This window comes from Mycobacterium sp. 852013-51886_SCH5428379 (assembly GCF_001665575.1).
In the GTDB taxonomy this organism is placed as follows: Bacteria; Actinomycetota; Actinomycetes; order Mycobacteriales; family Mycobacteriaceae; genus Mycobacterium.
Genome location: NZ_LZSU01000019.1, coordinates 335,153 through 359,806 on the forward strand (window position 1 = coordinate 335,153; position 24,654 = coordinate 359,806).

At 68.5% G+C, this 24,654-nt stretch carries 22 protein-coding genes; 17 read left to right on the plus strand and 5 right to left on the minus strand.

The annotated features are described in order from the left end of the window. Position 1: 1 nt before the first annotated feature. Positions 2-1,624 carry an NAD(P)/FAD-dependent oxidoreductase gene (locus A5757_RS08980; protein ID WP_066831604.1) on the minus strand — a complete coding sequence of 541 codons (1,623 nt, stop codon included), beginning with the start codon at positions 1,622-1,624 and terminating at the stop codon, positions 2-4. Positions 1,625-1,714: 90 nt separating this feature from the next. On the opposite strand from A5757_RS08980, the gene A5757_RS08985 reads away from it, so the two are divergent. The 8 genes from A5757_RS08985 to A5757_RS09020 all read left to right on the plus strand — a co-directional run bounded on the left by A5757_RS08985 (position 1,715) and on the right by A5757_RS09020 (position 9,288). Then, complete coding sequence (locus A5757_RS08985; RefSeq protein WP_066831605.1) at positions 1,715-2,737, plus strand: ferredoxin--NADP reductase; 1,023 nt, start codon at positions 1,715-1,717, stop codon at positions 2,735-2,737. 89 nt (positions 2,738-2,826) lie between these two features. Then, positions 2,827-4,008 (plus strand): hydroxylase, encoded by a 1,182-nt coding sequence (locus tag A5757_RS08990; RefSeq protein ID WP_066831611.1) that lies wholly within the window; start codon positions 2,827-2,829, stop codon positions 4,006-4,008. A gap of 10 nt (positions 4,009-4,018) precedes the next feature. Continuing rightward, complete coding sequence (gene bphC, locus A5757_RS08995; RefSeq protein WP_066831613.1) at positions 4,019-4,927, plus strand: biphenyl-2,3-diol 1,2-dioxygenase; 909 nt, start codon at positions 4,019-4,021, stop codon at positions 4,925-4,927. Continuing rightward, positions 4,924-6,387 (plus strand): FAD-dependent oxidoreductase, encoded by a 1,464-nt coding sequence (locus A5757_RS09000; RefSeq protein WP_066831615.1) that lies wholly within the window; start codon positions 4,924-4,926, stop codon positions 6,385-6,387. The genes bphC and A5757_RS09000 overlap by 4 nt, the downstream gene beginning before the upstream one ends. Positions 6,388-6,545: 158 nt before the next feature. After that, the gene (locus A5757_RS09005) at positions 6,546-7,397 is read left to right on the plus strand and encodes an IclR family transcriptional regulator (RefSeq protein WP_066831616.1); all 852 of its coding nucleotides are present in this window, start codon (positions 6,546-6,548) and stop codon (positions 7,395-7,397) included. Then, positions 7,394-8,338, plus strand: a complete 945-nt coding sequence (locus A5757_RS09010; RefSeq protein WP_066831620.1) for an alpha/beta hydrolase — start codon at positions 7,394-7,396, stop codon at positions 8,336-8,338. The genes A5757_RS09005 and A5757_RS09010 overlap by 4 nt, the downstream gene beginning before the upstream one ends. Beyond that, complete coding sequence (locus A5757_RS09015) at positions 8,331-8,678, plus strand: hypothetical protein (protein WP_066831622.1); 348 nt, start codon at positions 8,331-8,333, stop codon at positions 8,676-8,678. Before A5757_RS09010 ends, A5757_RS09015 begins: the two co-directional genes overlap by 8 nt. After that, a complete protein-coding gene (locus A5757_RS09020; protein WP_066831624.1) occupies positions 8,671-9,288 on the plus strand; it encodes a Dabb family protein in 618 nt (205 codons plus the stop codon). The genes A5757_RS09015 and A5757_RS09020 overlap by 8 nt, the downstream gene beginning before the upstream one ends. Before the next feature lie 195 nt (positions 9,289-9,483). Here the strand turns inward: A5757_RS09020 and A5757_RS09025 are convergent, their stop codons facing one another. Together A5757_RS09025 and A5757_RS09030 are read right to left on the minus strand one after the other, a co-directional pair. After that, positions 9,484-10,371, minus strand: coding sequence for an SDR family NAD(P)-dependent oxidoreductase (locus A5757_RS09025; protein ID WP_066832311.1), 888 nt, complete (start codon positions 10,369-10,371; stop codon positions 9,484-9,486). Beyond that, positions 10,364-12,271, minus strand: a complete 1,908-nt coding sequence (locus A5757_RS09030; RefSeq protein WP_066831626.1) for an NAD(P)/FAD-dependent oxidoreductase — start codon at positions 12,269-12,271, stop codon at positions 10,364-10,366. The genes A5757_RS09025 and A5757_RS09030 overlap by 8 nt, the downstream gene beginning before the upstream one ends. 100 nt (positions 12,272-12,371) lie before the next feature. On the opposite strand from A5757_RS09030, the gene A5757_RS09035 reads away from it, so the two are divergent. From A5757_RS09035 to A5757_RS09075, 9 genes are all read left to right on the plus strand, one after another. Next, positions 12,372-13,946, plus strand: a complete 1,575-nt coding sequence (locus A5757_RS09035; protein ID WP_066831628.1) for an acyl-CoA synthetase — start codon at positions 12,372-12,374, stop codon at positions 13,944-13,946. Between the two features lie 21 nt (positions 13,947-13,967). Continuing rightward, positions 13,968-15,074 carry a zinc-binding dehydrogenase gene (locus A5757_RS09040; protein WP_066831630.1) on the plus strand — a complete coding sequence of 369 codons (1,107 nt, stop codon included), beginning with the start codon at positions 13,968-13,970 and terminating at the stop codon, positions 15,072-15,074. 37 nt (positions 15,075-15,111) lie between these two features. Next, entirely contained in the window at positions 15,112-16,530 is a 1,419-nt protein-coding gene (locus tag A5757_RS09045; RefSeq protein WP_066831633.1) for an aldehyde dehydrogenase family protein, read from the plus strand. Between the two features lie 64 nt (positions 16,531-16,594). Next, positions 16,595-17,080, plus strand: a complete 486-nt coding sequence (locus tag A5757_RS09050; protein WP_066831635.1) for a nuclear transport factor 2 family protein — start codon at positions 16,595-16,597, stop codon at positions 17,078-17,080. Positions 17,081-17,085: 5 nt separating this feature from the next. Further along, positions 17,086-17,946 (plus strand): SDR family NAD(P)-dependent oxidoreductase, encoded by an 861-nt coding sequence (locus A5757_RS09055; RefSeq protein WP_066831637.1) that lies wholly within the window; start codon positions 17,086-17,088, stop codon positions 17,944-17,946. A 1-nt stretch (position 17,947) separates the two neighbouring features. After that, entirely contained in the window at positions 17,948-18,724 is a 777-nt protein-coding gene (locus tag A5757_RS09060) for an SDR family oxidoreductase (protein ID WP_066831644.1), read from the plus strand. Positions 18,725-18,741: 17 nt separating this feature from the next. Next, positions 18,742-20,340: an FAD-binding protein gene (locus tag A5757_RS09065; protein WP_066831647.1), complete on the plus strand. Its 1,599-nt coding sequence runs from the start codon at positions 18,742-18,744 to the stop codon at positions 20,338-20,340. Continuing rightward, a complete protein-coding gene (locus tag A5757_RS09070) occupies positions 20,337-21,281 on the plus strand; it encodes an alpha/beta hydrolase (RefSeq protein WP_066831650.1) in 945 nt (314 codons plus the stop codon). The genes A5757_RS09065 and A5757_RS09070 overlap by 4 nt, the downstream gene beginning before the upstream one ends. Before the next feature lie 109 nt (positions 21,282-21,390). Then, the gene (locus A5757_RS09075; RefSeq protein ID WP_066831652.1) at positions 21,391-22,467 is read left to right on the plus strand and encodes a hypothetical protein; all 1,077 of its coding nucleotides are present in this window, start codon (positions 21,391-21,393) and stop codon (positions 22,465-22,467) included. A 5-nt stretch (positions 22,468-22,472) separates the two neighbouring features. On the opposite strand, the gene A5757_RS09080 is transcribed toward A5757_RS09075, so the two are convergent. Continuing rightward, positions 22,473-23,720, minus strand: a complete 1,248-nt coding sequence (locus A5757_RS09080; protein WP_066832314.1) for an HNH endonuclease — start codon at positions 23,718-23,720, stop codon at positions 22,473-22,475. 120 nt (positions 23,721-23,840) lie between these two features. Further along, positions 23,841-24,653 (minus strand): SDR family NAD(P)-dependent oxidoreductase, encoded by an 813-nt coding sequence (locus A5757_RS09085; protein ID WP_066831654.1) that lies wholly within the window; start codon positions 24,651-24,653, stop codon positions 23,841-23,843. Between the last annotated feature and the right edge of the window lies 1 nt (position 24,654).

Sequence of the window (24,654 nt, forward strand, 5' to 3'; positions counted from 1 at the left end):
GTCATCGGGTCTTGAGCAGCTCGAAACCCTTGTAGCCGGCGTTGGCAACCTCGGCGCAGATGTCGAGGTAGACCCCGAAGCCGCCGATGAACAACATGAACCCGCGGGGCTTGCCGGGCACGTTGGCGCCCATGTACCAGGAGTTGGCCTGGGTGAACAGCGTTGCCTCGGCGCGCCGCGTGAGTTCGGCGCCCCAGTCGTCGACCGCCCGGGCGGTCGCCTCGATGGCCGGGTAGCCGTGGTCGTCGAGATAGCGGATGCAGTCGGCGATCCAGTTCACGTGCGCCTCGGCGTGCAGCACCATGTTGGCCAGCACCGCGGGCGCGCCGGGACCCGACACGATGAACAGATTCGGGAAACCGTCGACGCCGAGGCCCAGGTAGGTCCGCGGCCCGTCGCGCCAGTCGTCCGCGAGCGTCTCACCGCCCCGCCCGACGATGTCCATCTTGGCCAGCGCCCCGGTCATCGCGTCGAATCCCGTTGCCAGCACGATCACGTCGACGTCGTAGTGCGCCTCGGAGGTGGTGATCCCGGTCGGGTCGACACTCTCGATCGGGGTGTTGCGGACGCTGATCAACTCGACGTCGGGCCGGTTGAACGTCTCGAAGTAGTTGGTGTCGGTGCAGATCCGCTTGGTGCCGATCGGATGATCGTTCGGGATCAACAGATCGGCGACCCTCGGATCGTCGATGACGGCCCGGATCTTCTCCTCGTAGAACTTCCGGGCCTCTTCGTTGGCCTGCGGGTCGATCATCTGATCGCGGAACGTCTTCGAGAACAGCACGCCACCGAGTTCCCAACGCCGCTCGAACGCCGCCCGGCGCTCCTCCGGGGAGACCTCCATCGTCAGTTTCGGATGGGCGATGTGCGGGGAGCCCCCGCCGCTGAGCCAGGACAGGCGCCTGCGCTCGTCGTACTCCGCTTTCACCGCGGCGACGTCCTCCGCCGTCAGCGGCCGATTACCGGCGGGCACACTGTAATTCGGGGTCCGCTGGAACACGTAGAGATGGTCGGCCTGTTCGGCGATGATCGGGATCGACTGGATACCCGACGATCCGGTGCCGATGACGGCGACCCGCTTACCGGTGAAGTCGACATCCTCGTGCGGCCAGTCCGCGGTGTGATAGATCGCGCCGGCGAACGTGTCGAGGCCGGCGAACTGCGGTGTCAGCGCCGCGGAGAGCGGGCCGGTGGCCATGATGCAGAAGCGAGTCGTCACCACCTCACCGGTCTCGGTGGTGACGGTCCAGCGCAGCGTGTCCTCGTCGAGAACGGCGGAGCGGACCCGGGTGTCGAACGTGATGTCGCTGCGCAGGTCGAGTTTGTCGGTGACCCAGTTGATGTAGCGCAGGATCTCCGCCTGGGTGGCGTACTTCTCGGTCCAGGTCCATTCCTGCTGCAGCTCGTCGGAGAACGAGTAGCAGTAGTCCACGCTCTCGACATCGCATCGCGCGCCGGGATAGCGGTTGAAGTACCAGGTGCCGCCGACGTCGGGGGCGGCTTCGAACACCCGGACCGTCAATCCCTGCGAACGCAGTTTGTGCAGCGCGTACAACCCGGCGAAGCCGGCGCCGACGACCACCGCGTCGACGTGAGGGGTCAGTTCGTCAGCCGAGAGGTCCACGGTGATCAAAGCTAGGGCCGTGGCGTCCGCGCGCCGGTGGTGCGTCCCGGTCAACGGACGCCGCGTTCCGGTCACGCACCGTGCGCCCCCATGATCGCCGTCGTGGATTCCCTGCAGTTGACCGTCACCGACGTCATCGAGGAGAGCGTCGACGCCCGGTCGCTGGTCTTCGCGGTCGCCGAGGGCTCCCCCTTCGAGTACCGGCCGGGCCAATTCCTGACGTTGCGGGTGCCCGACGGGTCCGGGGCGGCGGTGGCGCGTTGCTATTCGCTGGCCAGCAGCCCACACACCGATGCCGCACCCAAGGTGACGATCAAACGCGTCGCCGGCGGATACGGGTCGAACTGGTTGTGCGACAACGTGACCACCGGCCACGTCATCGAATCGCTGCCCCCTTCGGGCGCGTTCACCCCCGCCGACCTCGACCGCGATCTCCTGCTGTGGGCCGGCGGCAGCGGCATCACGCCGGTGATGTCGATCCTGAAGTCGGCGCTGGCGGTGGGCAGCGCGCAGGTGACCCTGGTCTACGCCAACCGCGACGAGCGGTCGGTGATCTTCGCCGGCGAACTGCGCGCGCTCGCCGATCAGTACCCCGACCGGTTGACCGTCGTGCACTGGCTGGAGACCGTGCAGGGTCTCCCCCGCCGGCAGCACATGACCGCCCTGGCCCGGAGATTCGGCACCGGTGAGGCCTACCTGTGCGGGCCGGCTCCGTTCATGGCCGAGGTGCAGACCGCTCTGAGTGACGCCGGATACCCCCGCGACACCGTGCACACCGAGGTGTTCCGCTCACTGACCGGAGATCCGTTCGCCGAGGTCGCGCCGATCGACACCACCGAAGATGCCGTCGAACTGCAAGTGGACCTCGACGGCCGGGAGCACCGCCTGCGGTGGCCGCGGCAGGCCACGCTCGTCGACGCGATGCTCGCGTCGGGCCTCGATGTCCCGTACTCCTGCCGCGAAGGGCACTGCGGGTCGTGTGCGGCCACGCTGATCAGCGGCCGGGTGGACATGCCCGCCACCGACATCCTCGAACCCGAGGACATCGCCGACGGCACGATCCTGGGCTGTCAGGCCCGGCCGTCGTCCGATGACGTGCACATCGAGTTCTGACGGCCCTTTCCATTCACCGGGATTCGCCCACGAGCGGCAGACGATCGCGGTAGACCATCGAAGACAGCCTCACGAGAGAAGGACGCCTCATGACCGAGCGGGTAATCGACCGGGTGATGGAACTGGCCGACCAGTTCAGAGAGCAGGCCGTCGAGGCCGAACGGATCGGCGAGCTCACCGACACCACGGTCAAGAACATGAAGGCCATCGGCAACATCCGGCTGCTGCAGCCCGCCGAATACCAGGGCTACGAGGTGCATCCGCGGGAGTTCGCCGAGACCGTGATGGCCACCGCGGCCCTCGACCCGGCCGCGGGCTGGGTCAACGGTGTGGTGGGCGTGCACCCCTACCAGCTGGCCTACGCCGATCCGCGCGTCGCCGCCGAGGTCTGGGCCGACGACGTCGACACCTGGATCGCCTCCCCCTACGCCCCGCAGGGCGTGGCCAAACCCGTCGACGGCGGCTACCTGTTCAACGGGCGGTGGCAGTTCAGCTCCGGCACCGACGCGTGCGACTGGATCATCCTGGGCGCCATGGTCGGTGACGACGACGGCAGGCCGGTGATGCCGCCGCAGATCCTGCACATGATCCTGCCCCGCCGCGACTACGAGATCGTCGACGACTCGTGGGACGTCGTCGGGCTACGGGGCACCGGCTCCAAGGACGTGATCGTGCGCGATGCGTTCGTGCCTGACTACCGGACCATGGACGGGCTCAAGGTGATGGACGGCTCCGCCCAGCGCGAGGCGGGGATGACCAAGACCCTCTACAAGATGCCGTGGTCGACGATGTTCCCCCTGGGCATCAGCTCGGCGACGATCGGCATCTGTGAGGGGGCGCTGGCCGCGCATCTGGACTACCAACGCTCGCGGGTCAACGCCAGCGGCGTCGCCGTCAAGGACGATCCCTACGTGATGTGCGCGATCGGTGACGCCGCCGCGGACATCCAGGCGTCGCGTCAGGCGCTGCTGGCCAACGTGGACCGGATCTACGACATGGTCGACGCCGGCAAGGAGGTCGCCTTCGCCGACCGTGCCGCCGTACGCCGCGACCAGATCAAGGCCGTGTGGCGCGCCGTGGCAGCCGTCGACCAGATCTTCGCCCGCTCGGGCGGTAACGCCCTACGCATGGACAAACCACTGCAACGGTATTGGCGGGATGCGCACGCCGGCGTCGCCCATGCGATTCACACCCCCGGCACCATCTACCACGCGTCCGCGCTGAGCTCCCTGGGCGTCGATCCGCAGGGTGCACTGCGAGCAATGATCTGAGGAAGGACAGATGACAGCGTTGAAGAGCCTCGGCTACGTCACCGTACAGACCGCCGACATCGACAAGTGGCGCCATTTCGCGTTCCAGGTGCTGGGTTTCGCCGAGGGCAGTGGCCCCGATGATTCGTGCCTGTATCTGCGGATGGACGAGCGGGCCGCCCGCATCATCGTCAGGCCCGGGGACACCGACCGGATCGTCACCGTGGGCTGGGAGGTCCGCGACCACGCCGCACTCGAACAGGTCAAGCGGGATCTCGACACGGCAGGCGTGCCGTTCAAACAGCTCTCGCTGGAGGAGGCCGACGCCCGCCGGGTCGAGGAGGTGATCGCTTTCGAGGACCCCGCGGGCACCGCACTCGAGGTCTTCCACGGCGCGGTCCTCGACCACAGCCCCGTCGTCACGCCCTACGGCGCCCGATTCGTCACCGGCGCACAGGGTCTCGGCCACGTGGTGCTGCCCGCACTGGACGTCAACGGGACGTTCGAGTTCTACACCGAGGTGCTCGGCTTCCGGTCCCGCGGCGCGTTCCGCGTGCCGGTACCCCCGGAATTCGGCCCGGTGCGGGTGCGCTTCCTCGGCATCAACGAACGTCATCACAGCCTGGCGATCTGCCCGGCTCAGACCGTGCGCGACCCGGGCCTGGTGCACATGATGGTCGAGGTGGACAGCCTCGACGCGGTTGGCCAGGCGCTGGACCGCATCGCCGCCGACGGCTACCAGCTGTCGTCGACGCTGGGCCGGCACACCAACGACAAGATGGTGTCGTTCTACGTGCGCGCCCCCGGCGATTGGGACATCGAGTTCGGCACCGAGGGCATGCGGGTCGACGAAACCTATTACACGGCAGAAGAAATCACCGCCGACAGCTACTGGGGCCACCAGTGGGTGAGCGACCTGCCCGCGGCCATGCGGCCGTGACGGCCGAGGACGTCCGCCCCGTCCCCGCCTCGTCGCTCACCTCGTGGGACCACGAGGCCGATGTGGTGATCGCCGGATACGGCGTCGCCGGCGCGGCAGCGGCGGTCGAGGCGGCGCATGCGGGCGCCGACGTGCTGGTGCTCGAACGCACCGGGTCCTGGGGTGGGGCCGCCTCGATGGCCGGCGGGTTCATCTACCTCGGCGGTGGTACGGCGATCCAGAAGGCCTGCGGCTTCGCCGATTCCGTCGACAACATGGCGGCGTTCCTCAACGCCGCCATGGGTCCCGGCGCGGACGCCGCCCGGATCGCCGACTACTGCGAGGGCAGCGTCGCGCACTTCGACTGGCTCGTCGAGTGCGGCGTGCCGTTCAAGGCCGAGTTCTTCGGCGAGCCCGGTTGGGAGCCGATGGGCGACCAGGGCTTGATGTACAGCGGCGGGGAGAACTCGTATCCGTTCAACACCATCGCCACGCCCGCTCCCCGCGGGCACGTGCCGCAGATGTCGGACAAGAAGCAGGGCGAGGCCAGCGCCGGCTTCATGCTGATGAAGCCGCTCGTCGAGACCGCGACCGCCGCCGGCGCCCGCGCGCTGTACGACGTCCGTGTCCACCGCCTGGTCGTCGAATCCGACGGCCGGGTGGCCGGGATCTGCGCGCGGCAGTACGGCACCGACGTGACGATCCGCGCGCGCCGCGGCGTCGTGCTGGCCACCGGCAGTTTCGCCTACAACGACGCGATGGTCACCCAGTACGCGCCGCGGATCGCGGGCCGTCCCGCGGCGTCGATCGAACAGCACGACGGTCAGGCGATCCGGATGGCCCAGGCCCTCGGGGCCGATCTGGCGCACATGGACGCCACCGAGGTCGCGATCTTCATCGACCCGCAGCAACTGGTGCGCGGGGTCCTGGTCAACGAACGCGGTCAGCGGTTCGTCGCCGAGGACACCTATCCCGGCAGGGTGGGGCAGCTGACGCTGTACCACCAGAACAACACCGCGTACCTGATCATCGACGGCGACGCGCAGGAGGAGGCGATGGCCTCGCTGTCGCCGCAGCTGATGATGCGGCCGCCGACGTGGGTGTGCGAGACCGTCGCCGAACTCGAGGCCGAGATCGGCTTGGCGCCGGGCGCGTTGCAAGCCACCATCGCCGCCTACAACGACGGCGCGGCGCGCGGAGAGGATCCGCTGCTGCACAAGAAGTCGCAGTGGCTGCGGCCGGTCGGCACCCCGGTCGGGGCGATCGATCTGCGCGAGAGCACCGGCGGCTTCACCCTCGGCGGCCTGCAGACCTCACTGGACGGTGCGGTGCTGCACGTGAACGGAGAACCGATTCCTGGCCTGTTCGCCGCCGGCCGCTCGACGGCCGGACTGGCCGCCTGGGGTTACGCCAGCGGCGTCTCGCTCGGCGACGGCAGCTTCTACGGCCGCCGAGCCGGTCGGTCGGCCGCCGCGGCCTGACGCCACCACCCACTGCGCGAGCAGGCACATCCGTGTCTGCTCGCGCAGTGCTGTCTGGGACCCGGATCGCAGTTACTCGGTTACGTGACACCGCCCACACGATTGTGATACAAACAGGCATATTCCTAATAGGAATATGCTCAGCCAAAGGAGGCGACATGACTGCGGCCCCAGTCACCCAGGAATCCACCACCCCGAGCGCGGTCATCGACCGCATCTCGCTCGTCTTGGATGCTTTCGACGGACCGGGACGGCTGACGCTGGCCCAGATCGTGCGGCGTACGGGACTGCCGCGGTCGTCGGCGCACCGCATGCTCGAGCGCCTCGTCCAGCTGCGGTGGCTGCGTCGCAGCGGCCGTGACTACGAACTGGGAATGCGGCTCGTCGAGCTCGGATCGCTGGCCGTGCACCAGGACCGCCTGCATCGCGCGGCGACTCCGCTGCTGCACGATCTGCACCGCGCGACCGGCCTGGTGGTCCACCTCGCCGTGCTCGACGGGGCGGACGTGGTGTACCTCGAGAAGATCGGCGACCGGATGGCCGCCGCACTGCCGAGCCGCGTCGGCGGTCGTCAGCCCGCGCACTGCACCGCCATCGGAAAGGCGTTGCTCGCGTACAACTCCGAGGCCTGCGACGAGGTGGATCTGGCGAATCGGCGCACCAAGTACTCGATCGGCACGGCGGCGCAGCTGGCCGGCGAACTGGCCAAGGTCAGCGCGCACGGCGTGGCCTACGACCGCGAAGAGTTGCTCCCCGGATTCGGTTGCGTCGCAGCGCCTATCGGAGCGCCGGGCGAGGCTGTCGCCGCACTGTCGGTCTGCGGCCCGATGAACCGGATGGCCTTCGATCAGCGCCTGGCCGCCCCCGTACGCATGACGGCGATGGGGATCTGGCGCAACGTGGAAGGCGGTGCCCAGCGCGTCGCCCCCACCCTGCAGCAGGTCCGCCCGCTGCGTGGTGGACCCGCGGCCCGACCGGTCCAGCAGTCCCCCGCCCTACAGCCCGCATGACGCTCGATCCGCAGATCGCCGGCATCATCGACGCACTCGACGGCGGTTTCCCGCCCGTCGAGACGATGACCGGTGCGCAGGCCCGGGCGACGATCCGCTCCCGCTTCGTCGCCCCGGCCCAGCCGGAGGAGGTGGGCAGCATCGTCGACCGGTCGGTCGACGCCCAGACGGGGACCGTTCCCGTCCGGATCTACCGACCCGCCGAAGCGCCCGAGGGGTTGTTACCGGCGCTGGTGTACGCCCACGGCGGCGGATTCGTGTTCTGCGACCTCGACAGCCACGACGGATTGTGCCGCAATCTCGCGAACCGCCTTGAGTCGGTGGTGGTTTCGGTCGGATACCGGCTGGCGCCGGAGCACCGCTGGCCGACTGCGGCCGAGGACGTCTATGCGGCCACGCGATGGGCGTCGGACAACTGCATCTCGCTGGGTGTGGACCCCGGCCGGATCGCCGTCGGCGGAGACAGTGCCGGTGGCAACCTGGCGACGGTGACGGCGCTGATGGCCCGCGATCGCGGCGGTCCCGCGCTGGCTGCCCAGGTGCTGCTCTACCCGATGATCACACCCGATTTCAGCACCGAGTCCTACCGGCTCTACGGTCGTGGCTTCTACAACCCCGAGGCGGCGCTGCGCTGGTACTGGGACCAGTACGTGCCCGCGGACGACGACCGGACCCACCCGTACGCTTCGCCACTGCACGCCGACCTGCGGAACCTGCCGCCCGCCGCTGTGGTGATCGCCGGTCACGATCCGCTGCGCGACGAAGGGGTGGCCTACGCCGAGGCGATGCAGGCCGCGGACGTCCCGACCGTGGTGCGCCACTTCGACGGCGGTATCCACGGTTTCATGACCATGCCGAGCCTGGACATCGCCCAGACTGCGCGAGCGCAGGTGTGCCAGGACGCCTCGGCCCTCCTCGCGGAGACACCCGTCCATGGCTGACGGACTGGTGTACGTCATCGACCGGGTGCTCACCCGACCGGGTGCGGCGCGGCAGTTCGTCGACGCCTACCTGTCCGGATACGCCCCCGGCGCCCGCGATCGCGGGATGACGCTGTGCAGCGTGCAGCTCAGTCCCCCGGTGTGGTTCGAAGACCGGCCCAACACCGTGATCGCCACGTGGTCGCTGCCCAGTACCAGGGCGTGGTGGGAGATGACGTGGAAGGGCCGGCCCGACCCGTCGATCGGACAGTGGTGGGACGAGATCGACGACCTGGTCCTCGAGCGCAGCCGCAGCGTCGCCGCCGACGCCGTCGACGTCGATCGGCTCTGCGATGTATAGCGTAATCCGCCTCATCGAGGCCCCCGACGAGGCCCAGCGAAGCCAACTGCTCAGCGATATCCGTTCCGCTGCAGCTGGACTCGACGCCGAACACGTGGTCGTCGAGCCAACGCTGCCGGGTGTCCGCAACGGCGGGGACATCCTGGCGCATCTGCGGTTCACCGACCGGCGGCAGGGCCACCGCGCCGTCGAACTACTCGACGGACTGCTGAGCGGGCCGGCGGTGAGCCACTGCAACGGTGCGACCTACGACGGCACACCCGTGCCGGGCGCACCGGGCGACGGCACCGTCTACCGCACCTTGTTGCTGCGCGTGAAGCCGGGCACCGACGATGCGGTCGTGCGCCGTTTCGAGGACGATCTGCGCCTGCTGCCGCGGCATGTTCGGACCATCCACACCTGGCAGCTCAGCCGCGTCGAGACCGCAATCGGCACCGTGCCGTGGACGCACGTGTTCGAGCAGGAGTTCACCGACGTCGACGGGCTGATGGGTCCGTACCTGATGCATCCGATCCACTGGGCGGTCGTCGATCAGTGGTTCGACCCGGAATGCCCGCAGATGATCGTGCGAGACCGGGTGTGCCACAGCTTCTGCGACCTACCCGGCTGAATGGTCAGCTCAGGACAGGACTTTCGACTCGGAGTCGGTCGCCTCCACCGGCCCATCGCAATGTCGACGTGAGAGCGTCGCCATGGATATATGTGCGTGACGGGGCTGTCAGCCCGACATTGCGTCCGGTCAGCCGGTCCCAGTCTCCGATCTCGACGGCCGAACGCCGTCAGCGTCGAGACTCGGCGCAACCGTCTAGACCCCGGCCGGCAGGATGTTCGGATTGGCCGTCGCCGGCGGCTGCAGCGGCGGCAGCGATCCGCGACCGTCGAGCGTGTGCACCGGAAGACCCTGTGACCACGGGTAGTGCAGGCTGAACGCGACAAGTCCGGTCCGTTCGGCGGCGGGCAGGTGGCACATGGCCAGGACGGTCTCGGCCAGGTACTCGACCGGTTCGGTCGGGAAGGTCTCGGGGATCAGGTCCGAGGCGCCCGGTGTGCGCACCGCCGTGGACGGTCCCACGCAGTTGACGGCGATGTCGTCGTCGACGAGTTCGGCGGCCAGGCCCTGGGTGAACCGGTGCAGCGCGGCTTTGAGCGAGGCGTACACCACGTCGCCGGAGGTCTTGTTGTACTCGCGGAACGGGCGCACCGGCGCCATCCCGGTCACCGAGCCGATGTTGACGATCCACCCGGCGCCCCGCGCGCGCATGTGCGGGATCGCGGCCTGGGCCAGAACGAAAGGCGTCCGTAGATAGTGCTCGACGGTGCGGTCGAACGTCTCCATCGCCATCTTCTCGACCACCGAGTAGTCGGCGTAACCGGCGTTGTTGACCAGGATGTCGAGGCCACCGGTGCGATCGATCACGTCGCCCACGAGCGCTTCTCGCTGTCCGGGATCTTCGAGGTCGGCGGCCAGCCCGATCGCGGTCCCACCCGCGGCCTCGATGAGCTCGATCGTCTCACCGATGGTTCCCGGCAGCGCGGTCGCGGCACCGGCGCGCAAAGACGGCGACGGTGTGTGGGAGCGCGCCGTGACCACGACGGTGGCCCCTTCCGCGGCCAGGCGCTGGGCGATGGCGCGGCCGATGCCCCGGCTGCTGCCGGTGACCAGGGCGGTCTTCCCGCGGAGCAGATCAGCCATCGGACCGTCCCCCATCGAGCACGAAGTGCTCCTCGATCGGCGCCCGGTGCTGATGCCAGAGGTCGACCAGACGCCACGGGGTGGACACCACCACCCGACCGGAACCGGACCGGTAGTAGGTGTGCGCGTTCGGGGTGTGGCACCAGACGGTGCGCGACATGGCGTCGTCGATCTGCTCGACGTAGTCGTCGTAGGCCTGCCGGGTGACCTCCATCGTCGTCGCTCCGCGCAGCGCCATCAACTGCAGGCACTCCATGATGTAGTGCGCCAGCACCTCCATCGAGAAGTTCGCTCCGGCACCGTGTCCCGGGCTGTAGTTCGGCGCCGAGGTGATGAACAGGTTCGGAAAGCCCGGGACGGTTCCGCCCCGGTAGGCGCGCGGGCTGTCCCCCCACTCCGCCCGCAGGGTCTGCCCTTCCCGGCCCCGGATGTCCACGGTCGAGAGGAAGTCGAGGTGATATCCGGTGGCGTAGATGATCACGTCCAGATCGATCTGCCGGCCGTCCTGGGTGACGATGCCTTCGGCGTTCACCGCGGCGGGCTCGCTGGCTTCGACGTCGACGTGGTCGCGGGTCAGAGCGGCGTAGTAGCCGCCGGGGTCACGGATGATCCGCTTGCCGTACGGGGCGAAGTCCGGCGTCACCTTCTTGGCCAACTCCGTGCCCTCACCGAACATGCGGGTGATGTACTCCGTGCACATCTGCAGCAGCACATCGTTGGCCGGCGAGATCGACAGGTGGTCTTTGGCCCACTCGGGATCGCGCAGGATCACCGGGTAGTTGTTGTCCGCGGTGGCCCAGTAGGACTTCAGCCGGTGCCAGTTCGCGTAGTACGGCACATGCCGGCCGAGAAAACGCCGGAACTCCGGCACGTCGTCGGACGCCCGCTTGCGCGGCGCCACCCAGTGCGGCTGCCGCTGGAACACGGTCAGGTGCTCGACCTCGTCGACGCAGGCATCGACGATCTGCACCGCCGTGCAGCCCGCCCCGATGATCGCCACCCGCTTCCCGCGCAGGTCGATCGCCGGATCCCATTGCGCGGAGTGCACACTGACCCCGGCGAAGATGTCGCGACCCGGGAGGTCGGGCCAGCGCGGGCGGTTGAGGTAACCGGCGGCGGTGATCACCACGCGGGCGTTGCTGATGCTCCGCTGTCCGTCCCGGTCCACCGAATGGATCTGCCACTGGGCGCGATCCTCGTCCCACCACAGCGCCTCGACCTCGGTGCCGAACCGTGTGTGCTCGCGCAGCCGGTGCTTGTCGGCCAGCGCGATGAGGTAGTTGCGGTACTCGGCGCCCTGCGGGTAGTAGTTCGACCAGTCGGGGTTGAGTTCACGCGACAGCGAGTAGTACGCCGACGGGGTGTCCACCCCGATGCCGGGGTACGTGGTGGTCAACCACGTACCGCCGACCTCGTCGTTGCGGTCGAAGATCTCGTAGGACACCCCCGCGTCGCGGGCGGCGAGCGCGGCGACGATACCGGCGATGCCGGCGCCGATGATCGCCACGGTGGTGGTTTCGGGGATGGACACCGTCCGCGGCAGCGTCGGCTGGGACAACTGGAAACCGCCCTGCTCCAAGAGCAACGGCACGAACTCCGCCTCGACGTCCGACCCGAGCGCCACCGGGAGCAGCCGGGTGAACATCTCCGGGTCGTCGGCACGCCCCCGAGCCGAGTCCGGGAGTGCCAGCACCGCGTCGGCGACGGCCGCCACGAGCGCCTCCATCGTTTCGGCGTCGGTGACGCCCACCCGTTCCGGAGGATCCGGTACGTGGGTGATCGCCGGTGCGAAGCGGTCGATCACCGTGGCGTCGCCGGTCAGTTGAGCCAGCACCGCCACCAGCACCCCCGCGTCCGCGAGACGCAGATGGGCCTTCAGCTCCTCGGCATCAATGGTCACGACACCGAGTATCGAGGCGCGGCAGGGTGCGGCCACTGCCTGTGCCTACTGAGCGGGACAGCGATCGGGACGGGCCGACGAGCGTGCCTACGCTGCCGACATGGACACCGACAGCGTGATCGCGCGGGCACGTAGCCACTCCCTCGGTGACATCCCGCGCAGGTCGGCCCGCAGGCACCCGGACAAGACCGCAATCGTCGACGGCGATGTGGTCCTGACGTTCGCAGAATTCGACCGTCTCGTCGACCGTGCAGCGGCAGCATTGCAGGACAACGCTTTCCACCCCGGCGACCGGATCGCGCTGCTGTCGCACAACTGCTGGCAGTACGCGGTGCTGGCGTTCGCCACCGCCAGGGCCGGCGTGGTGCTGGTGCCGGTGAACTTCATGCTGACCGCCGAGGAGATCGCCTATCTCCTCGCGCACAGCAGGGTGACCGGGTTCGTCGTGGAGAGCGGGTTGACGCCGACCGCCGAGGACGCGATGCGACGCGGCGGCGTGGTGTCCACCAGGGTCGCGCTGACCGCCGACGGGCAGCCGGCGCCGCCGGAATGGGAGGACTTCGCGGACTGGCTGAGCACCACGAGCGAGCCGACGCCGGTGCACATCGACGACGAGCAGCTGCTGCGCCTGATGTACACCAGCGGCACGGAATCGCGCCCCAAGGCCGTCATGCACACCAGCCGCAGCCTGATGTGGCAGTACGTCAGCACCATCACCGCAGGCTCCATGTCGGGCGACGACGTCGAAATCCATTCTCTGCCGCTGTATCACTGCGCGCAGCTCGACAACTTCCTCGCCACCGACATCTATCTCGGCGCCACCAGCATCATCCTGCCGGGGCCGGATCCGGAGACCGTCCTGCGCACCATCGAGCGGTACGGGGTGACGAACTACTTCGCCCCGCCCACCGTGTGGATCAGCCTGCTGCGCTGTCCGGTCTTCGATGAGGTCGACCTGTCGAGCCTGCGCAAGGGCTACTACGGCGCCTCGGCGATGCCGACGGAGATCCTCGCCGAGATCCGCGACCGGCTGCCGAATCTGCGGTTGTGGAACTTCTACGGCCAGACCGAGATGGCACCGCTGGCCTCCGCGCTGGGCCCCGACGAGCAGGATGCGCACGCCGGATCTGCGGGCCGGCCGGTGCTCAACGTCGAGACCACGATCCTCGACGAAGACAACTCCCCCGTCGGCGTCGGCGTCGTGGGCGAAATCGTCCACCGCAGCCCGCATCTCATGCTGGGGTACCTCGACGAGGACGCCAAGACCGCCGAGGCGTTCGGCGGCGGGTGGTTCCACTCCGGCGACCTCGGCTACTACGACGAATACGGCCTGCTACACGTGGTCGACCGCAAGAAGGACATGATCAAGACCGGCGGCGAGAACGTCGCCAGCCGAGAGGTCGAAGAGGTGCTGTACCGGCACAGCGGCGTCCAGGAAGTCGCGGTCTTCGGACTCAACCATCCGGTGTGGGTCGAAGCCGTCGTCGCGGCGGTGGTCCCCCGCGACGGGGTCCGCCTCACCGAAGCCGATGTCATCGCCCACTGCCGCGAACACCTCGCGGGGTTCAAGACACCCAAGCAGGTCTTCTTCGTCGACGCGCTGCCGAAGAACCCCAGCGGAAAGCTCCTCAAGCGTGATCTGCGCGAGCGGTTCCGCCTGCAAAACAATCACTGAACACCCATTGAGAGGATCGCCGTGTTCCACGGAAGGATCGCGCGTTTCGACGCGCCCGGACAGCCCTTCGAGATCGAGACCGTCAGCCTGCCCGAGGTCGGGCCGGGCGAGATCCTCGTCAAGGTCATCCGGACCAACATCTGCGGTTCGGATCTGCACGCGTGGCACGGCACCTTCAACACCCGCGGCCTGGGCGGGCAACTGCCCACCGTGCTGGGACACGAGATGGTCGGCGCCGTCGAGGCATTGGGCGACGGTGTCACGGCCGATTCGAACGGGGTACCGCTGAGCAGCGGGACGCGCGTGGTGTTCCCGTACTTCTTCTCGTGCCACCGCTGCCGCAACTGCCTGCTGGGCCGGCGCAACGCCTGCCTGAACCTCACGATGGCCATGCTCGGGCGCGCCGACCAGCCCCCGTACTTCGTGGGCGGCTACGGCGACTACTTCCTGCTGCCCGCGGGTGCGGTCGTCTACACCGTGCCCGATACGGTGTCCGACGACGCCGCCTCCGGAGCGAATTGCGCACTGTCGCAGGTGATGTACGGACTCGAACGCGTCGACCAACAGCTGGGCGAGACCGTCGTCGTCCAGGGTGCGGGTGCGCTCGGCCTGTACGCCGTCGCAGTCGCCAAGGCACGCGGGGCCGGTCAGGTCATCGCGATCGACGGAGTCCCCGAGCGCCTGGAGTTGGCCGCCGCATTCGGCGCGGACACGGTGATCGACATCAACGAAGCCGCCACGGTCAAGGATCGGGCGAAGATCCTGCGCGGACTCACCGGCGGACACGGTGCGGACGTGGTGGTCGAGGTGGTGGGCCATCCGTCGGCGATCGACGAAGGCCTCAAGCTGCTCGGTCAGTTCGGGCGTTACGTCGAGATCGGCAACATCAACATCGGCCAGACCTTCGAGTTCGATCCCTCCCGGTTCGTCTTCGCGAACAAGACCATGGTCGGCGTCTCGCTCTACGAACCGTCGGTGCTCTCGCGTGCGCTGACCTTCCTCGAACAGCATCAGCACCGGCTGCCGCTCGACCGATTGGCCGCCGCCCAGTACCGGCTCGACGACATCAACACCGCGTTCACCGCCGCCGAGGACAGACGCGACGTCCGCGCCAGCATCGTCCTCTGACCCCCTGACCGACATCCCCTCACCTTCAAGGAATCCCATGCACGAGTACACGCGCACGACGCTGTTCATCGACGGTCGATGGGTGACCCCGTCGGGCAGCGGCGCCATCGAGGTCGTCGACCCCGCCACCGAGCAGGTGATCGGGTCGGTGCCCAACGGTACGGCCGCCGATGTCGACGCCGCCGTGGACGCCGCACGGCGCGCGTTCGATCCGTTGATCACCGTGGCCGAGCGGCGGGACCGTGTGCGCCGGGTCATCGACGCGATGGAGAAGCGACTCCCCGACATCGCCGAGACCATCACCCGCGAGATGGGCGCCCCGATCCGCATCTCCCAGACCGCGCAGACCAAAGTGCCGCTCGCCGTCGCCCAGGGGTTCGCCGGTGTCCTCGACACCTTCGAATTCGAAGAGCGCGTGGGCCATTCGCTGGTCGTGCGCGAACCCTACGGTGTCGTCGGGGCGATCACCCCGTGGAACTACCCGCTGTACCAGGTGATCGCCAAAGTGCTGCCCGCCATAGCGGCCGGCTGCACCGTCGTGCTCAAGCCGAGCAACGAGGCTCCGCTGTCGGTGTTCGAGTTCGCCGAGGCCGTCGAGGAGGCGGGCCTGCCGCCGGGCGTGGTGAACCTGGTGTCCGGCAGTGGCCGGGTGGTCGGCGAGCGGATCGCCGCGCATCCCGATGTGGACCTGGTGTCGTTCACCGGGTCCACCGGGGTGGGACAGCGGGTGGCCGAGCTGGCCGCCCGCTCGGTGAAGAAGGTCTCGCTGGAGCTGGGTGGAAAGTCGGCCAACGTCATCCTCGACGGCGCCGACCTGGCGACCGCGATCAAGGTGGGCGTCGGCAACGCCTTCCTCAACAGCGGGCAGACCTGTATGGCGTGGACGCGGATGCTGGTGCCGCTGTCGCGCTACGACGAGGCGCTGGGACTGATCAAGGCGGCAGCCGGAAAGTACACGGTCGGCGACCCCTTCGACCCGGCGACGCGGATCGGGCCGTCGGCATCGGCCGCCCAACGGGACAGCGTGCGCGGGTTCATCGAGCGGGCCGAGAAGGATGGCGCCCGCCTTCTGACCGGCGGCGCCGGGGCCGTCCGCGACGTCGGCTACTACATCGCGCCCACCGTGTTCGCCGACGTCGCACCCGACTCCGAACTCGGACAGGAGGAGGTGTTCGGCCCGGTGCTCGCGGTCATCCCGTTCCGCGACGAGGACGACGCCCTGCGCATCGCCAACGGCACCTCGTATGGATTGTCCGGGGCCGTATGGGCTCCGGATCTCGACGGCGCCATCGCCTTCGCACGCCGGGTGCAGACCGGTCAGCTCGATCTGAACGGCGGGATGTACAACCCGGTCGCACCGTTCGGCGGGTACAAGAAGTCCGGCGTGGGCCGCGAACTCGGCCGCGCGGGGTTCGAGGAGTTCCTGCAGACCAAGTCCCTGCAGCTGCCGGTATGAGCGGTGTTCCGCTCACCGGGCACGCCCCTGTCCCCCGGTACACGCGGGGACTTGACTGACCGGCATGAGCAACGACATCGCGCCCGCTGAACTGCAGGATTTCATCGCCGGCTTCTGGTTCCACTACGACGAAGCGCACTACGACGAGATGGCGGCCGCCTTCGCCGAGGATGCTCGCTACGTCAGCCGCAGCGACTCCGGCGCGAGCCCCTTCGAGGAGCTCATGTCGCCGGAGTTGAACGGCCGCGACACGGTGATGGAGTGGCTGTCAGAGCACCGCAGGGAAAGCCCGTACCCGCTGCGCCATCACGCCACCAACCTGCATCGCACCGCGGTCGAGGGTGACACCGTGCGCGCCCGCTTCTACATCTTCGTCAACCAGATCACGAACTTCGTTCCGTTCGCGGTGTCCAGCGGTGTCGCCAACGTCGCTGTGCGCCGCGGCGCCGCCGGGCTGGAGTTCACCGAGATGGAGGTCATCCTCGACACGACGAATTCGGTTCTGCTGTCCGAACGGTCGGCCACCCCGGCATCGAGTAGCGCATCCTGAGCGGCGTGAACGCCCGCGAGACCTTCGCCGGCGGCGTCGCGGTCATCACCGGCGCCGGGGCCGGTATCGGCGCAGGGCTGGCCCGTCATGCCGCCGGCCTGGGGATGACCGTCGTCCTCGCCGACATCGACGCCGGTGCCATCGCCGCCCTGCGTGCCGAACTCGAGCAGCAGGGTGCGCGAGCGGTCGACATCGTCTGTGACGTACGTGCTTTCGCTGCTGTCGAGGACCTCGCCGAGCGCACCTACCGGGAAATCGGGCCGGTTCGGCTGCTGGTCAACAACGCAGGCATCGAACAGTTCGGCTATCTGTGGGACACCCCGGTCGAGAATTGGCAGCGACTGGTCGACATCAACGTCTCCGGGGTCTTCCACGGTGTGCGCGCGTTCCTGCCGAAGATCATCGCGGCGGGATCGCCGGCGTGGGTGTGGAATCTGTCCTCGATCGGTGGTGTGGCGGTGGTGCCGCTGCAGGCGCCCTACATCATGAGCAAGCACGCGGTGCTGGCGCTGACCGAATGTCTGGCGTTGGAGGTGCAGCACGCCGGACACGACCACATCCACGTGCAGGCCGTGCTGCCGGGCGCGGTCGCCACGAACATCTTCGAATCCGCAGGCGGGGTCACCGACGGTGACGTCGGTGCAGCCGAAGCGCAGCGGGTCGCCATGCTCGACATCAAGGCCACCGCAATGGATCCGGTGGCAGCCGCCGAGGTGGTGTTCGACCAGGCTGTCGACGGCAGGTTCTACCTGCTGACGCAACCGGAGTACGTCGGCTCGGCGATGGCCGAGCGGGCCGACGTCCTGCGCTCGCAACGGGCCCCCCTGCTGCGGACCACGCAGCGGTTCGACCCGGCGAAGCACTGACGTGGAACTCGCGGACAAGGTCTTCGTAGTCACCGGCGCCGGTAACGGCATGGGCAGGCAGGTGGCGCGTCAACTCCTCGCGCGGGGTGCGCATGTCGCGGCCGCCGATCTGGACCAAGCGGGTCTGGCGGGTTCCGCCCGCCATGCACGGTTGTCGACCCACGTCCTCGACGTCACCGACCGCTCGGCGGTCGCCGCGTTCCCCGAGCAGGTGCTCGCGCGACACGGCCGGGTCGACGGCCTGGTCAACATCGCAGGCGTCATCCACCGCTTCGCCCCGTTCACCGACCTGTCGGAGCGGGAGACCGACCGCATCATGGCCGTCAACTTCACCGGCACGGTGAACATGTGCCGCGCGTTCCTGCCGCATCTGCTGACGCGTCCCGAGGCGAACCTGACGAACATGTCGAGTCTGTCGGCGCTGCTGCCCTTCGCCAGCCAGACGCTGTACAGCGCGAGCAAGGGCGCGGTCAAACAGTTCAGCGAGGGTCTCTACGCCGAGCTCTGCGACACCAATGTCCATGTCACGACGATCTTTCCGGGCAACATCTCCACCGAGCTGACCCGCAACTCGGGTGTCGAGATGCTCGATGCCGGCGACAAGAAGGTCCGTGCGACCTCGCCGGAGGCGGCAGGCGCGAAGATCGTCGACGGGATCGCCCGCGATCGCTTCCGGGTGCTCGTCGGTACCGATGCGCGCCTGCTCGACGTCCTCAGCCGCCTCTCGGCACGGCGCACCACCCGGCTGGTGGCCAAGCAGATCAAATCCGTCCTCTGACGCTCAGGGAGTCGAACATGCCAACACCGCGCGGATACGACGTCATCGTGGTCGGTTTCGGCGCCGCAGGCGCATCCGCGGCGATCGAAGCCGCGGATCGGGGTGCGCGGGTGCTGGTGCTCGATCGCGGCTACGGCGGCGGAGCGACGGCATTGTCCGGCGGGATCGTCTACGCCGGTGCCGGCACCGACGAGCAACGGGCGGGCGGCTACGACGACACGGTCGAGGACATGCGCGCCTATCTCGAGCAGGAGGTGGGTGACGCCGTCAGCGCCGAGACACTGCAACGGTTCTGCGAGCAGAGCCCGGCCATGATCGAGTGGCTCAAGGCCCAGGGCGTCGAGTTCCGTGGCGGGAAGGTGTCGTCGTACAAGACGTCGTACCCGACCGACGAGTACTACCTGTACTACTCCGGCAATGAGAAAGCCCACCCCTACGTGCGGCACGCGCGGCCGGTGCCCCGAGGTCACCGCGTGCTAGCACCTGGGATGAGCTCTGGCAAAGTGTTTTTCGAGCATCTGGCCCGCTCGGCCAAGGCCAAGGGCGTCGAATTCGTCCCGCTCGCGCGCGTCGACGAACTGATCACCGACGGCGACGGCCGGGTCACCGGCGTGCGCTATCGCGCGATGGACGCGGCGCATCCCCACGGGCGTCGCCACCGGCTGTTGACCACGCTGACCGCGAAGATCGGCAACTGGCAACCGGGCATGGTCGCAGGAGCGGTCGCCCGGACGGAACGGCTGTGGGCGGATGCCGCGGTCAACCGCGAGGTGCACGGCAGCACGGTGATCCTCGCCGCGGGTGGATTCATCTTCAACCGGCAGTGGATGGCGCAGTACGCACCGCAGTTCTTGGGGATCTCTCCGCTGGGCACCGCCGGTGATGACGGCAAGGGCATCGCGCTGGGCGTGGCAGCCGGCGGGACGACCCACAAGATGGGCAACGTCACCGCATGGCGATTCCTCGCACCGCCGAGCGCGTTCCTCGAAGGTGTCACCGTCGGCAGGGACGGTCGTCGCATTACGAACGAGGACCTCTACGGCGCCACCCACGGCAACGTGATGATGCGAGAACACGGGGGCAGCGGCTGGGCCGTCTACGACGCCCCGACGTGGCGGAAGGTGAAGGATCAGATCCGGTCCCAGACGCAGCTGTTCCAACGGCTTCAGCTGGTGTACCTGTTCACCGTCGGGCACAAGAAAGCCGACTCGATCGAGGCGCTCGCGGCGAAGAACGGTATCGATCCGGCGGGTCTGCGTCGCACCGTCGACGCGTACAACGCCGGTATCGCGAGCGGTGCAGGCGATCCCGCGCACAAGGAGCCCGAACTCAGCCCGCCCCTGGCAGTCCCGCCGTTCTACTCGATCGACATCTCGGCCGATTCGTCGATGTTCTACCCGATTCCCGGACTGACCCTCGGCGGCCTGGTCGTCGACGAGCAGACCGGCGCCGTCACCCATCGCGACGGCGGACCGGTCCCGGGTCTGTACGCCGCAGGCCGCAACGCCGTCGGCATCTGCTCGAACAGCTACGTCAGCGGATTGTCCATCGCCGACTGCGTCTTCAGCGGCCGCCGGGCGGGAGCACACGCCGCCGCCACGGTGCACACGGCATGACCGACTATCCGCTCGACCCCGACGCCGCCGCACGCGCCGCCGCGTTCGGGGCGGTCGCCCCCATGCGCGTGCGCGGCCTCGACGAGGTCCGCCGGATGCTCGAGTCGGCGCCCCTGCCCGACGGGATGCCCGAGATGGTGGGCATCGAGGATGTGCTCGCACCCGGCCCGGCCGGCCCGATCCCGCTGCGGATCTACCGACCGAGCGATCAGGATCCGGCGCCCGTGTTGGTCTACTTCCACGGCGGCGGCATGGTTCTCGGGTCCAACCACTCCTTCGAGCCCCTGGCCCGGACGCTGGCGGCGGCCGGCGGAGCCACCGTGGTCTCGGTCGACTACCGCCTGGCGCCCGAATCGCCTGCGCCCGCCCAATTCGACGACGCCTACGCCGCGACCGCCTGGGTCGCCGACCACGCAGCAGCACTGAAGGTGGACACCGGCCGCCTCGCGGTCGCCGGTGACAGCGCGGGTGGTTCGCTCGCCGCCGCCGTCGCACTCGCCGCGCGGGACCGGGGTGGACCGTCCCTGTGCTGTCAGGTGCTGATGTATCCCGGGCTCGACCGGGACATGAGGTGCGAGTCGATCCAGACCATGCCCGACGCACCGATGCTCAGCCGAGCGGACATCGACTACATGCACGAACTCGCCGACCGCGGTGTGACCGCACCCCCGGATCCCTACCGATTCCCCGCGCTGGCAACCGATTTGACCGGCCTTTCGCCCGCGATCGTCGTCACCGCGGCCTGCGACCCGATCCGCGACTGGGGCGAACGCTATGCGTTGCGGCTGCGTGATGCGGGCGTGCAGACCACGCTGACGCGCTATCCGGGCGTCTATCACGGCTTCCTGATGCGATCGGACGCCACCGCACGGGGGCGGCTGGCGATCGCGGAGATCGGAGCGTCGCTGCGTGCGAAATTCGCTCATCCCCTCACGTTCTGACGCTGATCTCCCGATCACCGGACACGTCGGGTCACCGCGGGCCGTCGGCGATCGAAGATTGTCCCAGAGACGCCGCTGCCCAGCGACCGATGGAACAAGAGGAGACCCGATGCTGACTGAAGATCGGCGCATGGAGCTGTCCGATGTGCTCCGCCCCGTATCCCCGCCCCAGGAGATCGACAACATCTACACCGACGACCAGCGCGAACGACTGCTGGACGTCGTTCGCACGCAGGGGCCGTGGAAGCTGATCATCGCCCAGCACTTCGCGTCGGCCGAGGAACTGATCGCCACGATGAGCGGTGCGTTCCCCGAGGGTTTCGAACCGTCGCTCGACCTGTTCCTCACCCCGACGTTCCGCGGATACCTCGCGAACTACGGTGCGGTGCTCTACCCCGAGCTGCACGACTGCTTCTACAACGAGAAGTTCCTGAACTACGCCAAGAGTTACTGGAACGCGGAGTACGCGAAGCCCGAGCTGATGCTGTTCAACATCAACGGGCCCTGCGCCAACCGCGATCCGGGCCACCTCGACTCCCCCAGCTTCCGGGGCGTGCGACATGAGAACGCGCCGACCTGGCTGACCAGTGTGATGGGCAAGTCCGGGCTGTTCCAGGACTACCTGATCAAAATGGCCCAGGTGATCACCTGGTTCTCCCTCGACGAGGGCAGTGGCTTCACCTACTGGCCCCAGGGCCCGCTGAAGGAGCCCCAGCGTGTGCTGCCGCCGGTGTACAACCGCGGCGTGGTGGTGCAGAACGAGATGCTGGTGCACCGCGGCGAGGCCAACGGCCCACTCGAGCAGCAGATGCCGGCCGGTCTCGGGTTCGACACCGTGTTCTCCGGTGACCCGGCCGACCGCGACCACTGGCTCCTCAAGAACGGTGAGGACGTGATCGCACGCCACCACACCGACGATCTGCGCTTTCTCGTGCACTGGTCGGCCGAAGTGTTCTCCGACTACGACGAGTTGAAGAAGAACATGGACCATTCCGACGATTTGACCATCGAACGGGCGATCGACACCCTGGTCAAGGACGTCAACGACAAGGGCCTCAAGCTGGCCATGCCGGACAACCCGCTGCACGATCCGCAGTTCATCGGCGCCCTCAACGCGGCGTACGACCTCGGCGGTCCGGCGATCTACCCCGAGGAAGCGCCGCTGTCGGCATTCCAGCTCGCCTGAGCAGCTCAGGCGGCTCGCTGTTCCCCCTCCGTGGAGGGGGGCACCCGACCGGGTAATGGCGGTGCGGTCGACCGATACACCGCGCCGGTCGGTGTGGTGAATTCGGCGGTGTGGGAACCGGTGTCGTCGACACCGGTGCTCACCTGCCAGCCGGGCGCCTCCTTGGCGTAGTTGCACGCCTCGCACTCCCCGAGGCCGTTGATCGCGCTCGTCGGCCCGCCCTCGCGGTGCGGCCGGGCATGATCGCGATGGCGGATCGGCGCATCGCAATACGGAGTGCGGCACCTCTGGTCTCGCAGGTCCATGAAGGCGCCCAACGACTTCGGGAAACACCGCGAGCGCGACTCCATCGCCACCAACGCCCCGGAACGCGGTCGGCGGTACAGTCGCCGCAGCGTTGCCTTCGAGCGCTTGTCGGCCGTCGCCTCCCCGGCCAGCCGTCGCCCTACCGCTGCCGGCACCGGCCCGTAGCCGCTGATGAGCGCCGGCTCGGAATCCCCGCCGAACAGCGTTTCGTCGGTCATCACGAGATTGACCGCCACCGGGGCGGCCACGTCTGCCGGGCAGCCCGTCACCCGTTCGTAGAGCGTGTCCGCCATGATCTGGTTGCGCGACCGATCGTCGAAAGTGGTGTCGGCCGACCGCCGCAACGCGGCGTACACGCCGACGCCCTGCGCCACCGGAAGCAGCGCGGTCACATACACCATCGAGTCCGGCGCCGGCCGGCACGTCACGGTGCGTTCCGACGGGGCCTTGGCGGCCCGGTCGACGACGGCCTGCGGGTCGAGTCGGTAAGCGATCTTCTTCGCCTCGGATTCGATGCGTTTGTCGCCCACGCCGTCCAGAGCGGACACGTCGGCGCACAGCTCCTCGTCGAGCGCACGGCGGTCCGCCACCGACAGGCACGCCGATTCCCGGACGATGAGCGTGGCCCGCCACTCCGACAGCGCCCCGCATTCCAAAGCGGCCAGTGTGTGTGGCATTTCGTGGACCAACGCCCGCGCAAACCCCAGATGACGACCACCCTTGTTTGCGCAGTCATGCCGCGCCAACGCCACCTCAGAGGCGAGCCCCTTGCCCCGTTTGGCCGCGGGTACCCCCGCTGCCGCCTCCGCCGCCCGCCGCTTCTCATCGAGCAGCGCCGTGGCCCGCGCCTGGGCGGCGGCCGCGGCGGATTTGGCCCGCTCCAACACAGCTATCCGCTCGATCAGACTCGCTTCGTCAGCCGCGCCGTCGATCTCCGTATCGACCATGAACCCGACGGTAGGCAGAGCCACCGACACCAACGGCCGGACAGAGTCGAGGCCATCCACAGGGCCGCTTCCATCCACAGGCGTGGCCATCGGTCCTTGACACACGAACTCACGTTCGGCTCAGCGCACCACCACATCGCTCGGCGTCCGCGGCGACCCGAGCATGTCGCGGTGCGATACCGGGCGCCGGCCGCCCTCGTCGGTGATCCCGTACCGCTCGCCCAGTTCCGCGCCGATCAGGGTGTGGCCACTCAACTCCGCGCGCGCCGGGTCCCGGTAGAGGGCGTCGAGCACCTGGCCGGTGAACTCCGGTGTCTCCGCGTGCTGCGCCATCTTCTCCAGTCCGTCGGGATTGCCGGCGAACGCCTCGCGCATCTTCTCGGTCAGCAGGATGCCCATCCAGATCGACACCGTGTGCACGGGCGTATCCCGGAGGTCGACCGCCATATCGGCCGCCATCTTGTCGATCCCCGCCTTCTGCGCACCGTAGGCCGGTCCGTGCATGTAACAGACCGACCCCGGCGACGACGTGAATGCGATCAGCCCCCCGGGCCCGCGCAGCAGCAGCGGGGCGGCATGCCACGAGGTCGTGTAGGCCGAGCGTAGTCCGACGTCGAGGATGTCACCGAGTTCGATCGGCTTCTCCCAGAACGGTTTCGACCCGGTCAGCGCGTCGTGCACCGCGGCCGCGTTGTTCACCAGCAGATCGAGCCGGCCGGTCTCCCGCTCGACCCGTTCGAACAGTGCCGCCACCGCGGCGTCGTCTCGGTGGTCGAGCGGGACGGCGACAGACCCCGCGCCCTCCCCGTCGACCGTGCGGCCGGTCATGTACACCCGCCAGCCCGACGCGATCAACGCCCGCGCGATCCCGCGACCGGCACCGCGGCTCGCACCGGTCACCACCGCCACGGGTTCTTCGATGTGTTCGGTCACG

Excerpts from the sequence above, each read along its gene's own strand:
- A5757_RS08985 (WP_066831605.1), top strand. The coding sequence starts at position 1,715 with ATGATCGCCGTCGTGGATTCCCTGCAGTTGACCGTCACCGACGTCATC.
- A5757_RS08990 (WP_066831611.1), top strand. The coding sequence starts at position 2,827 with ATGACCGAGCGGGTAATCGACCGGGTGATGGAACTGGCCGACCAGTTC.
- bphC (WP_066831613.1), top strand. The coding sequence starts at position 4,019 with ATGACAGCGTTGAAGAGCCTCGGCTACGTCACCGTACAGACCGCCGAC.
- A5757_RS09005 (WP_066831616.1), top strand. The coding sequence starts at position 6,546 with ATGACTGCGGCCCCAGTCACCCAGGAATCCACCACCCCGAGCGCGGTC.
- A5757_RS09010 (WP_066831620.1), top strand. The coding sequence starts at position 7,394 with ATGACGCTCGATCCGCAGATCGCCGGCATCATCGACGCACTCGACGGC.
- A5757_RS09015 (WP_066831622.1), top strand. The coding sequence starts at position 8,331 with ATGGCTGACGGACTGGTGTACGTCATCGACCGGGTGCTCACCCGACCG.
- A5757_RS09020 (WP_066831624.1), top strand. The coding sequence starts at position 8,671 with ATGTATAGCGTAATCCGCCTCATCGAGGCCCCCGACGAGGCCCAGCGA.
- A5757_RS09025 (WP_066832311.1), bottom strand. The coding sequence starts at position 10,371 with ATGGCTGATCTGCTCCGCGGGAAGACCGCCCTGGTCACCGGCAGCAGC.
- A5757_RS09035 (WP_066831628.1), top strand. The coding sequence starts at position 12,372 with ATGGACACCGACAGCGTGATCGCGCGGGCACGTAGCCACTCCCTCGGT.
- A5757_RS09045 (WP_066831633.1), top strand. The coding sequence starts at position 15,112 with ATGCACGAGTACACGCGCACGACGCTGTTCATCGACGGTCGATGGGTG.
- A5757_RS09050 (WP_066831635.1), top strand. The coding sequence starts at position 16,595 with ATGAGCAACGACATCGCGCCCGCTGAACTGCAGGATTTCATCGCCGGC.
- A5757_RS09065 (WP_066831647.1), top strand. The coding sequence starts at position 18,742 with ATGCCAACACCGCGCGGATACGACGTCATCGTGGTCGGTTTCGGCGCC.
- A5757_RS09070 (WP_066831650.1), top strand. The coding sequence starts at position 20,337 with ATGACCGACTATCCGCTCGACCCCGACGCCGCCGCACGCGCCGCCGCG.
- A5757_RS09075 (WP_066831652.1), top strand. The coding sequence starts at position 21,391 with ATGCTGACTGAAGATCGGCGCATGGAGCTGTCCGATGTGCTCCGCCCC.
- A5757_RS09080 (WP_066832314.1), bottom strand. The coding sequence starts at position 23,720 with ATGGTCGATACGGAGATCGACGGCGCGGCTGACGAAGCGAGTCTGATC.